We start from the raw sequence: 12,965 nt of genomic DNA on the forward strand, positions 1-12,965 counted from the left end.
CGCCCCATCAATTTCAGCCCGCCTTGCGCACCCGCTTCGGAGCCGGCTTCGCGTCACGCACCGGCAGCAGCGGTGCGAGGAACCGGCCGGTGTGGCTGCCCGCCACTTTGGCAACCTCCTCCGGCGTACCTTCCGCCACGATCCGCCCTCCGCCATCGCCGCCCTCCGGACCAAGGTCGAGGATCCAGTCGGCGGTCTTGATAACCTCCAGGTTGTGCTCGATCACCACCACGGTGTTGCCGGTCGCCACCAGCTGGTGCAGCACTTCCAGCAGCTTCTTCACGTCCTCGAAGTGCAGGCCGGTGGTCGGCTCATCAAGGATGTAGAGGGTGCGGCCCGTGGCCCGTCGCGACAACTCCTTGGAAAGCTTGATGCGCTGCGCCTCGCCGCCCGAAAGCGTGGTCGCCTGCTGGCCAAGGTGGATGTAGCCGAGGCCCACCTCCGTCAGCACCCGCAGCTTCTCGCGGATCGCCGGAACGGCGGAAAAGAATTCCAGCCCTTCCTCCACCGTCATCTCCAGCACGTCGGAAATGGACTTGCCGCGGAACTTCACTTCCAGCGTTTCGCGGTTGTATCGCTTGCCCTTGCAGGTGTCGCAGGTGACGTAGACGTCGGGCAGGAAGTGCATCTCGATCTTCAGCACGCCATCGCCCTGGCAGGCCTCGCACCGCCCGCCCTTGACGTTGAATGAGAAGCGGCCGGCCTTGTAGCCCCGCGCGCGGCTGTCCGGCAGCTCGGCGAACCAGTCGCGGATCGGGGCGAACAGGCCCGTATAGGTGGCGGGGTTGGAACGCGGGGTGCGGCCGATCGGCGACTGGTCGATGTCGATGATCTTGTCGAGGTGCTCCAGCCCCTCGATCCGCTCATGCGCGGACGGCACGGTGCCGGCGCCCATCAAGCGCCGGGCGGCCGCCTTGTACAGCGTCTCGATCACGAAGGTGGACTTGCCGCCGCCGGATACGCCGGTCACGCAGGTGAAGGTGCCGAGCGGGATGGAAGCCGTCAGGTCGTGCAGGTTGTTGCCGGTAGCGCCCACCACCCGCAGCATCCGCTTCTTGTCGAACGCCCGCCGTTCCTCCGGCACCACGATGCTGCGGCGGCCGGACAGATAGGCGCCGGTCACGCTGTCGGGGTTCTTTTCCACCTCGGCCGGCGTGCCCTGGGCGATCACGCGGCCGCCACCCGCGCCGGCCGCCGGGCCGATGTCGATCAGGTGGTCGGCGGTGCGGATGGCGTCCTCGTCGTGCTCCACCACCAGCACGGTGTTGCCGAGGTCCCGCAGGCGCCGCAGCGTGCCGAGCAGCCGCTCGTTGTCGCGCTGGTGCAGGCCGATGGAGGGCTCGTCCAGCACATACAGCACGCCGGTCAGGCCGGAGCCGATCTGCGATGCCAGCCGGATGCGCTGGCTTTCGCCGCCCGACAGCGTGGCCGAGCCGCGCGCCAGGGTCAGGTAGTCCAGCCCGACATCGAGCAGAAAGCGCAGCCGGTCGATGATCTCCTTCAGGATGCGCCGGGCGATCTCTGCCCGCTGCGGCGAAAGCTGCTTTTCCACGCCTTCGAACCAGGGCAGGGCCTTGCGGATCGACAGGTCGCTGGCCTGGGCGATGTTCAGGTCGGCGCAGCGGACAGACAGCGCTTCCGGCTTCAGCCTGGCACCGCGGCAGACATGGCAGGGCTGCTCCGCCTGGTACCGGGACAGGTCCTCGCGCACCCAGGGGTTGTCACTCTCGCGCAGCCGGCGGGCGAGGTTCGGCAAGACGCCCTCGAAGGCCTTCTTGACGTCGTATTTGCGCAGCCCGTCCTTGTAGCTGAGCGTCACCACCTCGTTGCCGGTGCCGTTCATCAGCGCGTCCTGCACGGCGGAAGGCAGGTCCCGCCAGGGCGTGCTCATCTTCACCTTGAAATGGCGCGCCAAGCTTTCCAGCGTCTGGTCGTAATAGGCCGCGCCGTTGCCCGCCCAGGGGGCGATGGCACCATCCGCCAGGCTGCGCGCGTCGTCGGGCACCGCCAGGTGCGGGTCAAAGAAGTTCTCGGTGCCCAGGCCATCGCACACCGGGCAGGCGCCCTGGGGGGAATTGAAGGAAAACAGCCGGGGCTCGATTTCCTCCAGCGTGAAGCCGGACACGGGGCAGGCGTAGCGGCTGCTGAACACCGTCCGCTCGCCACCATCCGCCGGGTCCGCGTAGGCGATGCCATCGGCCAGCCCGAGCGCGCTTTCAAAAGAGTCGGCCAGCCGCTGCGCCAGCCCCTCGGCACCGACCACGACGCGGTCCACCACCACCTCGATGTCGTGCTTCTTGCGCTTGTCGAGGGCAGGAGCCTCCTCGATCCGCATGATGGTGCCGTTGATCTTGACCCGCTCGAAGCCACGGCGCTGGTATTCGGCCAGTTCCTTCTTGAACTCGCCCTTCTTGCCGCGCACGGCTGGTGCCAGCAGCAACAGGCGGGTGCCTTCCGGCATGGCCAGGACGCGGTCCACCATCTGGCTGACCGTCTGCGCCTCGATCGGCAGGCCGGTGGCCGGCGAATAGGGAATGCCCGCGCGCGCCCACAGCAGGCGCATGTAGTCATGGATCTCGGTGACGGTGCCGACCGTGGAGCGCGGGTTGTGGCTGGTGGTCTTCTGCTCAATCGAAATGGCTGGTGACAGCCCCTCGATGGAGTCCACGTCGGGCTTCTGCATCAGCTGCAGGAACTGCCGGGCATAGGCCGACAGGCTTTCTACGTAGCGGCGCTGCCCTTCGGCGTAGATGGTATCAAAGGCTAGGGACGACTTTCCGGAGCCGGACAGGCCGGTGATCACCGTCAGCGTGCCCTTGGGAATGTCGATATCGACGTTCTTCAGGTTGTGCTGCCGGGCGCCGCGCACGCGGATCTCCCCGCTTTGGGAGGTGGAGGCGGGGATCGGCTTCAGCTTCGTCAAGTTCGGGCTCCTGCGCGCTTGTGTTCGCGCTGTGTTCTCTTATGTCACCGATGGCAAGTGGCGTGAAGTGGTGTGCCGCAACGGACAGGCAAGGGCTGGTCGCCCCGCAGGCTGAACGCTAGTTTGCCGCGCGTGCGCCATGTCGCACCGATTTATTTTGCTGCGGGAGCACCGCCCCGCAGTCTGGGCATCGAGGCCGTCCGCAGGGCGGCGGCAAGACCGAAGGGCAGGGCAGCATGGCCGGCAGCGTGAACAAGGTTATCCTGATCGGCAACCTGGGGAAGGATCCGGAGTCCCGGAATTTTCAGAACGGCGGCAAGGTGGTCAACCTCCGCCTGGCCACCACGGACACCTACAAGGACCGCGAAGGCAACCGCCAGGAAAAGACCGAATGGCACTCGGTCGCCATCTTCAACGAGAAGCTGGGCGAGATCGCCGAGAAGTATCTTCGCAAGGGCAGCAAGGTCTACATCGAGGGCAAGCTGGAAACCCGCAAGTGGCAGGACCAGGCCGGCCAGGACCGCTATTCCACCGAGGTGACGCTGCGCAACTTCGGTGGTGAGCTGACCCTGCTCGATGGCCGTGGTGGCGGCGAGGAGGGCGGCGGCGGCGGCTCGGGTGGTGGCTACGGCGGCGGTGGCCGTGGCGGGACCTCGGGCGGTGACCGCGCGCCGGCCCGGCAGCCCCAGCGCAGCAGCGGCTGGGACGCGCCCAAGGGCGGTGGCAGCGACCTGGATGACGACATCCCGTTCTGACCCGCCGCGCCGCCCTGATTTGCTGATATAAAGGGCCCGCCCCGGCATGCCGGGGCGGGCCTCGTTTTGAATGACAGGAAGCTCTGCCGCCGTGATCCTTTCCCCCGACCGCATCCGCCTTGGCGCCAGCCCGACGGACAAGGAGGCCGCCATCCGGCAGGCCGCGCAGCTCTTGGTGGATACCGGCTCCATCCAACCCGCCTATGCTGACAGCATGCTGCGGCGGGAAGGGGAGGCGGATACCTTTCTGGGCAATGGCATTGCCATCCCGCACGGCCAGCGTGGCGACCGCGGGATGATCGGGCAAACCGGCATCGCGGTGCTGCAGGTGCCGGCGGGCGTGCGCTGGAACGGCGACGACGTCGCGACCCTGGTGGTGGCCATCGCGGCCCAGGGCGACGAGCACATCGCCGTGCTGCGCCGCCTGACCGAGGTGCTGGGAGAGGAATCGCTGGCCCGCCAGCTCGCCACCACCCGTGACCCGCAGGATATCCTGCGCGCACTGGACCCCGACGCGCCGCTGCCGCAAGGCGCACCGGCCGCCGCCGCCATGCCCGCCGCCGGCGGCCTGTCCGCCGAGGTCGAGGCCCCGGCCGCCGCGGGCATGCATGCTCGCCCGGCCCGCGCCGTGGTGACGCTGGCCAAGAGCTTTCAATCCGCCATCACGCTGTCGCATGGCGGCAAGGTCGCGGATGCGCGCAGCATGATCGCGCTGCTACAGCTTGGCGCCGGGCCGGCTGCCAGGCTCACGCTTTCCGCCAGCGGGCCGGACGCCGCCGCCGCGCTGGAGGCGATGCAGGCCGCCTTCACCGACCAGCTTGGCGACAACGATGCCGACCCCGACGCGCCGGCGGAGGCGCCGCCGCCGCCGGCCCGCGCCGACCTGCCGATGATGCCGGGCACCGTGGCGGGCTTGCCGGCCAGTCCAGGCGTGGCGGTGGGCGTGCTGTTCCGCTTTCGCTCGGAAACCGCCGGCTTCGCGGAAACCGCTGCCGACCCGGCGGCCGAGCGCGGCGCCCTGCGCGCCGCCCTGGATGCGACGCGTGCCGAGCTGCGGGACGTCGCGGCCGAGATGACGGCGCGCATCGGCGCCAAGCACGCCGAGATCTTCGCCGCCCACGCCGAATTCCTTGATGACCCGGAGCTGGTGACGGAAGCGGAGGCGGCCATCGCGCGCGGGGCTTCCGCCCCCGCCGCCTGGCAAGGCGCCGCCGAGCGCCGCGCCGCCGCCCTGGCCGGCGTGGGCGATGCGCTGCTGGCCGCCCGGGCGATCGACCTCAAGGACGTGGCGCGGCGGGTGCTGCGCCAGCTTGTGGGTCCGGGGGCCGAGGCCGCCGCGCTGCCTGACCGCGCCATCGTCGTGGCCGAGGACCTGACGCCGTCGGAAACGGCGAATCTGGACCCCGCCAAGGTGGTGGGCATGGTGACCTCGGCCGGGGGACCGACGGCGCATACTGCCATCCTGGCCCGCGCCATGGGGATTCCGGCCGTGGTGGCGGCCGGCTCCGGCGTGCTGGAACTGCCCGATGGAACGCCAGCCGTGCTGGATGGCGACCGTGGCCACCTGCACCCGCACCCCGACGACATGGCGCTGGCTGCCGCCGAGGCCGCCATGGCCCGCGGCAAGGACCGCGCTGAGGCCGCGCGCGAAGCCGCCTTCCGCCCCGCCGTGACGCGGGACGGGCACCGGGTGGAAGTGGCCGCCAATGTCCGCCAGCCGGAGGAAGCGCTGGCCGCCGTGGCCGCGGGCGCCGAGGGCACCGGGCTGGTGCGCAGCGAATTCCTGTTCCACGACCGCGCCGATCCGCCTTCCGAGGATGAGCAGTTCGACCTGTACCGCCGCCTTGCCGAGGGGTTTGGCGGCCTGCCGGTGGTGTTGCGCACCCTGGATGCCGGCGGCGACAAGCCGTTGCGCTTTGTGCAGCACCCGGTGGAGGCCAACCCCTTTCTGGGCCTTCGCGGGCTGCGGCTGTCGCTGGCCGAGCCGGCGTTGTTCCGCACGCAGGTCCGCGCCGCCCTGCGGGCCGCCCGGCATGGCGACATCAAGCTGATGCTGCCCATGGTGGACGGGCTGGCCGATTTGCGTGCCGCCCGCGACATCATCGAGCGGGAGCGGGCGGCGCTGGAGGCCCCGGCCATCGAGGTCGGCATCATGGTGGAGGTGCCGTCCGCCGCCGTGATGGCCGACCAGCTGGCCGAGGAGGCCGATTTCTTTTCCATCGGCACCAATGACCTGACGCAGTACACCCTGGCCGTGGACCGGCTGCACCCTACCATGGGCGCGCGGTCCGACGCGCTGGACCCGGGCGTGCTGCGGCTGATCGACATGACCGTGCGGGCCGCGCATGCTCGCGGCCGCTGGGTCGGCGTGTGCGGTAACATGGCGGCCGATGCCATGGCGGCACCCATCCTGCTGGGCCTGGGCGTGGACGAGCTGTCCGTGTCCATCCCCAACGTCGCGGCCCTCAAGGCCCAGATCCGCGCCCTGAGCCGCGCCAAGGCCCGGAAGGTGGCGGCGCTGGCGTTGAACTGCGGCACGGCCGCCGAGGTGCGCGCCCTGCCAGGACTGCTGGAGCTGGCCGATGTCGCCTGAAGCCCATCCGCGCATCGCCACCGTCACGCTGAGCCCGGCGCTGGACCTCACCGTCCGGCTGCCATCGCTGCGCGTGGGCGAGGTCAATCGCGCCGGTCCGGCGGAGCTGCGACCCGCCGGCAAGGGTGTGAACGTGTCCGTCATGCTGGCGGTGCTGGGGGAGGCATCGCTGGCGTCGGGATTGCTGGGCGAGGGCGACCTCGCGGCTTTCGGGGCGTTTCTGCGCCCCTTCGGCATCACTCCGGATTTCGTATCCATTCCCGGGCGCTGCCGCATCAACGTCAAGCTGGTGGAAACCGGCGCCGGCCAGGTGACCGACATCAACCCCTCCGGCCCCGAGGCTTCCGCCGCCTCGCTGGAAGCCTTGGGCGACCGCCTCGCGCAGCATGCACCGAAGATCGCGGTGCTGGCGGGCAGCCTGCCGCCCGGGCTGCCGCCGGGTGCCTGGGCCGAGCTGATGGCCATGCTGGCGGCCGCAGGCACGCAGGTGCTGCTGGACAGCAGCGGCCCCGCCTTCGATGCCGCCCTGGCCGCCGGGCCGGCGCTGGTCAAGCCGAACCGTGCCGAGCTGGCGGCACTGCTGGGCCGCCCGCTGCCGGACCGCGATGCGCTGGTGGCCGCGGGCCAGGAATTGCGGGACCGGGGTATCGCACGCGTTGTCGTGTCCGATGGCGGGGAGGGGGCGTTGTTCGTGCTGCCCGGTGCCACGCTCTGGGCCACGCCGCCGAAGGTGGCCCTGACCACCACCGTGGGCGCGGGCGACGCCATGGTCGCGGGCCTCGCCGCTGCCATCGCGCGTGGCCTGGACGCGGAGGCGACGGCGCGCCTGGCCACCGGCTGCGCCGCCGCGGCCGTGTCCCGCGACGTCGGCGCACCGGGCGGCGGCGTGCCTTTGCTGGCGGAAATCGAGCGCTTGTCCGCCCAAAGCCGGATCGAACGCCTGTGACCCCTTTCAACTTCATGACTTCCGCGACGGATCACGCCGATGCTGTCTGACATTCCGGCCGGGGCCCAGCGGGTCCTCGGCGTCATCCGCCACCCGCACAGCGCGCCGCATGCCGCCATGGCTGCGGAGGCCTTGCGCGACGCCGCGCGGCGGGAAGGCTTTTCCCTGGTCCTCGACACGGGCGAGGGGATGCCCCCCGCCGGCCCGGCCGATGCCGTGCTCCTGGTGGGCGACGCGGAGGCGCCCGGCCCCGCCGGCGCCCCCGTCACGCGGGTGTCGGTGATCGAGGCCATTCGCAAGCCGGGCCCGGCGCTGCGCCGGGCCCTGTCGCTGCCCGAGGTCGATGCGCCGGCCGCCGCGGCGCCGGCAGCGGCCCCTGCCGTCGCCGCCCCGGCGCCGGTCGCCGCTGCCAGGAAGCTGGTTGGCATCACGGCCTGCCCCACCGGCATCGCCCATACCTTCATGGCGGCGGCGGCGCTGGAAAAAGGCGCGGCCAAGCTCGGCCATGCGATCCGGGTGGAAACCCAGGGCTCGGTCGGCGCCAAGAACACCCTGACGGCCGAGGAGATCGCCGAGGCCGATGCCGTGGTGATCGCGGCCGACACGGGCGTGGACACCGCGCGCTTTGCCGGCAAGCGCATCGTCACGGCTGGCACTGGCGACGCGCTCAAAGACGCGCCGGGCCTGATCAACCGCGCCCTGGCCGCCGAGCCGATGGCCGCCGCGGCCGCGACGGGCACGCCGGCCCCCGGCAAGGCCACCCAGGCGCCGGGCGTGTACAAGCACCTGATGACCGGCGTGTCCTACATGATCCCGCTGGTGACGGCGGGCGGGCTGTGCATCGCGCTGTCCTTTGCCTTTGGCATCAACGCCGCCAACGAGCCGGGCTCGCTGGCCGCCGCGCTGATGCAGATCGGCGGCAAGTCGGCGCTGGCGCTGATGGTGCCGGTGCTGGCCGCCTTTATCGCCTTCTCCATCGCGGACCGGCCGGGGCTGGCGCCGGGCTTCGTGGGCGGCGCGCTGGCCAACGGCGTGGGCGCGGGCTTTCTGGGTGGCATCGTGGCGGGCTTTCTGGCCGGATACGTCGCGCGCTTTCTGCGCGACCGGCTGCCGTTCCCGGACAGCCTGGAAGGGCTGAAGCCGGTGCTGGTGATCCCGCTGCTGGCCTCGCTGGTGACCGGGTTGCTGATGATCTACGTGCTGGGCACGCCCATCGCCGCCGCCTTGGCCTGGCTGACGCAGTTTTTGCAAAGCATGGGCACCTCCAACGCCGTGCTGCTCGGGCTGCTGCTCGGCGGCATGATGGCGGTGGACATGGGCGGGCCGGTCAACAAGGCGGCCTATGCCTTTGGCGTGGGTCTGTTGGGGTCGGAAACCTTTGCCCCCATGGCGGCCATCATGGCGGCGGGCATGACGCCGCCGCTGGGCATCGCCCTGGCCACGCTGATCGCCCGCCAGCGCTTCAACCAGGAGGAGCGCGACGCCGGCAAGGCTGCCGCCGTGCTGGGCCTCGCCTTCATCAGCGAGGGCGCGATCCCCTTCGCGGCCAAGGACCCGGTGCGGGTGATCCCGTCGCTGATCGCGGGTTCCGCCGTGGCGGGGGGGCTGTCCATGCTGCTGGGCTGCACGCTGCGGGCACCGCATGGCGGCATCTTCGTGGTGGGCATCCCGGGCGCGGTGGGCAACCCGCTGGGCTATCTGGTTGCCATCGTGGCCGGCACGGTGGTGACGGCGCTGTGCATCGCGGTGCTGAAGCGCCATTCGCCCGTGGCGCCCGTGCAGGGCTGATTTGTCGCGGGGCGCCTGCCAGAGTATAAGGTAGGCCGATTCCGGTGGGGTCCTGGGGCAGCCGCTCCCGGGCGCCGCCATGCTGCATAGGAAGACCGCGTGAGCGATAGTGGCCCGGTTCTGCCGGAAGACAGTGATCCCTCGCCCGACGGCATGATGCCGATCGCGATCGAGGAGGAGATGCGCAGCTCCTACCTCGCCTACGCGATGAGCGTGATCGTGTCCCGCGCGCTGCCCGATGCGCGGGACGGGCTGAAGCCGGTGCACCGCCGCATCCTGTTCTCCATGAACGAGAACGGCTTCACCAGCGACAAGCCCTACAAGAAGTCCGCCCGCGTGGTCGGCGACGTGATGGGTAAGTACCACCCGCACGGCGACAGCGCGATCTACGACGCCATGGTCCGCATGGCGCAGACCTTCTCGCTGCGCGTGCCGCTGATCGACGGCCAGGGCAACTTCGGCTCCATGGACGGCGATCCGGCGGCGGCCATGCGCTACACCGAGGCGCGGCTCGCCAAGGCCGCCACGGCGCTGCTGGAAGGCATCGACGAAGACACCATCGACTTCCAGCCCAACTACGACGAAAGCGCGGACGAGCCGCGCGTGCTGCCGGCCGCCTTTCCCAACCTGCTGGTGAACGGCGCCAACGGCATCGCCGTCGGCATGGCGACCAACATCCCGCCGCACAACCCGACGGAGGTGATCGACGCCACGCTGGCGCTGATCGCCGAGCCGGATACCTCGCTGGACGATCTGATGAAGATCATCCCGGGACCGGACTTCCCCACCGGCGCGCTGATCATCGGCCGCAGCGGCATCCGTTCCGCCTTTGAAACCGGGCGCGGCTCCATTGTGCTGCGCGCGCGGTCGGAGGTGGAGGAGATGCGCGGCGGCCGCAGCTGCATCGCGATCTCCGAGATCCCGTATCAGGTCAACAAGTCCACGCTGATCGAACGCATCGCCGACTTGGTGCGCACCAAGCAGCTGGAGGGCATCAGCGACCTGCGCGACGAGAGTGACCGCTCCGGCCTGCGCATCGTCATCGAGCTGAAGAAGGACGCGACGGCCGAGGTGGTGCTGAACCACCTGTACCGTTACACGCAGCTGCAGACCTCCGTCGCCGTCAACATGCTGGCGCTGGACGAGGGCAGGCCCGTCCAGATGGGGCTGATCTATGCCCTGAAGGCCTTTATCCGGTTCCGCGAGGAGGTGATCCTCCGCCGCTCGCGCTTCCGGCTGGGCAAGGCGCGGGACCGTGGCCACCTGCTGATCGGCCTGTCCATCGCGGTGGCCAACATCGACGAGGTGATCCGGCTGATCCGCGAAAGCGCGGATGCCGCCATCGCCCGCGCCGCGCTGATGGCGCGGGACTGGCCGGCCGCCCATGTGGCACCGCTGCTGGCCCTGGTGGACGATGCCGGCAACATCGTGGTCAACGACACGGTGAAGCTGACCGAGGCCCAGGCGCGCGGCATCCTGGAGCTGCGCCTGCAACGCCTGACCGGGCTGGAGCAGGAAAAGATCACCGCCGAGCTGGACGAGGTCGCGGGCCGCATTCAGGAGCTGCTGGAGATCCTGTCCTCCCACCCGCGCCGCATGGAGCTGATGGGGGCGGAGCTGCTGGCGGTGCGGGCGCAGATCGCCTCGTCGCGCCTGTCGGAGATCGTGGACGGCATCGCCGACCAGGACGACGAGAGCCTGATCGAGCCGGGCCTGATGGTCGTGACCCTGACGCGGGACGGTTACGTCAAGCGCACGCCGCTGGACGTGTTCCGCGCGCAGAACCGCGGCGGGCGCGGGCGCAGCGCGGCCGGCACGCGGCAGGACGACGTGGTGGTGCGGAGCTTCAACGCCCATACCCACCAGTGGGTGCTGTTCTTCACCAGCCGCGGCATCGCCTTCCGCGAGAAGGTGTGGAAGCTGCCGGAGGCCGGACCCACCGCGCGCGGGCGGTCGCTGCGCCAGCTGCTGCAGCTGCAGGACAAGGAAGGCGTCACCGCCGTGCTGCCGCTGCCGCAGGACGAGGCGATGTGGGAGAACCTGCACCTCGTTTTCGCGACAGCGCAGGGCAACGTGCGGCGCAACCGGCTGTCTGACTTCAAGAACGTCCGCTCCTCCGGCCTGATCGCCATGAAGCTGGACGAGGGCGACAGCCTGATCGGCGTGTCCACCTGCCGGGAAGGCGACGACGTGATGCTGGCCACGCGCCAGGGCCGCGCCATCCGCTTCACCGCCGATGTGGAAACGCTGCGGGTCTTCGCCGGGCGTGATTCGACCGGCGTGCGCGGCATCCGCCTGGCGGAAAAGAAGGGCGACGAGGTGATTGCCCTGTCCGTGCTGCGGCACATCGAGGCTTCGCCGGAGGAGCGTGCGGCCTACCTCAAGCTCGCCGCCCAGAAGCGCCGCAGTGGCGAGGACGGCGCCGAGGTCGAGGCCGAGGACGACACGGAAGCCACCGCCGACATCGCCCTGCCGCCCGAGAAGGCGGCGGAGATGGAGGAGGCCGAGGAGATCCTGCTGACCGTCACGGATGGCGGTTTCGGCAAGCGGAGCTCCGCCTTTGAGTACCGGGTGTCCGGCCGGGGCGGGCAGGGCATCGCCAATATCACGTTGTCCGGCCGTACGGGGCGCGAGGTGGTCACCACCTTCCCCGTGCGCGAAGGCGACGACGTGATGCTGGTGACAGACAATGGGCGGCTGATCCGCATGCCGGTGGACCAGGTGCGCATCACCGGCCGCAGCTCCATGGGCGTGACCCTGCTGCGTCTGAACGAAGGCGAGAAGGTCACTTCCTGCTTCACCGTCGTGGAGGAGCAGGGCGTGGACGAGGCGGATGCCGCCGATGCCTGAGGCCACCCGCCGGTTGCGATCCGGCGTCTACCCCGGCACCTTCGACCCGGTGACCAATGGCCACCTGGACATCATCCACCGCGCCGCGCGCATCCTGGACCGCCTGGTCATTGGCGTGGCCAAGAACATCGGCAAGAGCCCGCTGTTTCCGCTGGAAGAGCGGGTGGAGCTGGTGCAGGCGGAGGCGGAGGCCATCGCCGCCCAGACCGGAACGATCATCGAGGTCGTGCCGTTCGAAAGCCTGCTGGTGTCCTTCGCGCGCGAGGTGGATGCCGAGGTGATCGTGCGCGGCCTGCGCGCGGTGACGGATTTCGACTACGAGTTCCAGATGGCCGGCATGAACCGCCGCCTGGACCCGGAGGTCGAATTGCTCTTCCTGATGGCCAGCGAAGGCAACCACTTCATCTCCTCGCGTTTCGTCAAGGAGATCGCGCGGCTGGGGGGGGATATCTCCACCTTCGTGCCGCGTCTCACGTTGCAGCGCACGCTGGACCGCGTGCGGCAACACCCAGGGGATCAATAAGCGCATGCAGCGACGCACCCTTCTCGCCAGCACCATCGCCGCCACGGGGATTATCATGTCCGACACCAACGACGCTGCCGCCCAGGCTCCGGCCGACAAGGAAAACACCCTCTACTTCGACCTGAAGGACGGTCGCGTCACCATCCAGCTGCTGCCCGACCTGGCGCCGAAGCATGTGGAGCGCATCAAGACCCTGGTGCGCCAGGGCTTCTACGACGGCACGCCCTTCCACCGCGTGATCGAGGGCTTCATGGCCCAGGGTGGCGACCCGACCGGCACCGGCACCGGCGGCAGCCAGCTGCCCGACCTGGTGGCCGAGTTCAGCCCGCCGGCCAAGGCCCGCTACATCCGCGGCACCTGCGGCATGGCGCGCACGCAGAGCCCGAACACGGCCAACAGCCAGTTCTTCATCATGTTCGCCCCGGCGCCGAGCCTGGACGGCCAGTACACTATCTGGGGCCGCGTCACCTCCGGCATGGACGTGGTGGACAAGATCAAGCGCGGCCAGGGTGGCAGCGGCACGGTGCCCGCGCCGGCCGACAAGCTGATCAAGGCGCAGCTCGCGTCTGACGCCGGCTGACCCTTGA

8 protein-coding genes are annotated in these 12,965 nt (G+C 70.1%); 7 read left to right on the forward strand and 1 reads right to left on the reverse strand.

The genetic code is table 11. The features are described from left to right. Window positions 1-13 precede the first annotated feature (13 nt). Window positions 14-2,923 (reverse strand): excinuclease ABC subunit UvrA, encoded by a 2,910-nt coding sequence (gene uvrA, locus IAI59_RS11730; RefSeq protein WP_207417191.1) that lies wholly within the window; start codon window positions 2,921-2,923, stop codon window positions 14-16. Window positions 2,924-3,159: 236 nt separating this feature from the next. Here uvrA and ssb point away from each other — a divergent pair, with 236 nt between their 5' ends. From ssb to IAI59_RS11765, 7 genes are all read left to right on the forward strand, one after another. After that, on the forward strand, window positions 3,160-3,678 hold the full coding sequence (ssb, locus tag IAI59_RS11735; protein ID WP_207417189.1) for a single-stranded DNA-binding protein: 519 nt from the start codon (window positions 3,160-3,162) through the stop codon (window positions 3,676-3,678). Between the two features lie 91 nt (window positions 3,679-3,769). Then, complete coding sequence (ptsP, locus tag IAI59_RS11740; protein WP_207417187.1) at window positions 3,770-6,271, forward strand: phosphoenolpyruvate--protein phosphotransferase; 2,502 nt, start codon at window positions 3,770-3,772, stop codon at window positions 6,269-6,271. Beyond that, on the forward strand, window positions 6,261-7,217 hold the full coding sequence (locus tag IAI59_RS11745; RefSeq protein WP_207417184.1) for a 1-phosphofructokinase family hexose kinase: 957 nt from the start codon (window positions 6,261-6,263) through the stop codon (window positions 7,215-7,217). Before ptsP ends, IAI59_RS11745 begins: the two co-directional genes overlap by 11 nt. Window positions 7,218-7,256: 39 nt before the next feature. Then, window positions 7,257-9,005 (forward strand): fructose-specific PTS transporter subunit EIIC, encoded by a 1,749-nt coding sequence (locus tag IAI59_RS11750; protein WP_207417183.1) that lies wholly within the window; start codon window positions 7,257-7,259, stop codon window positions 9,003-9,005. 153 nt (window positions 9,006-9,158) lie between these two features. Next, window positions 9,159-11,855 (forward strand): DNA gyrase subunit A, encoded by a 2,697-nt coding sequence (gene gyrA / locus IAI59_RS11755; protein ID WP_207417425.1) that lies wholly within the window; start codon window positions 9,159-9,161, stop codon window positions 11,853-11,855. Next, on the forward strand, window positions 11,848-12,378 hold the full coding sequence (coaD, locus tag IAI59_RS11760) for a pantetheine-phosphate adenylyltransferase (protein WP_207417182.1): 531 nt from the start codon (window positions 11,848-11,850) through the stop codon (window positions 12,376-12,378). Before gyrA ends, coaD begins: the two co-directional genes overlap by 8 nt. Window positions 12,379-12,433: 55 nt before the next feature. Continuing rightward, the gene (locus tag IAI59_RS11765; RefSeq protein ID WP_419556592.1) at window positions 12,434-12,958 is read left to right on the forward strand and encodes a peptidylprolyl isomerase; all 525 of its coding nucleotides are present in this window, start codon (window positions 12,434-12,436) and stop codon (window positions 12,956-12,958) included. Window positions 12,959-12,965 lie beyond the last annotated feature (7 nt).

The sequence above is a fragment of the Roseomonas haemaphysalidis genome (genome assembly GCF_017355405.1).
Classification (GTDB): domain Bacteria; phylum Pseudomonadota; class Alphaproteobacteria; order Acetobacterales; family Acetobacteraceae; genus Pseudoroseomonas; species Pseudoroseomonas haemaphysalidis.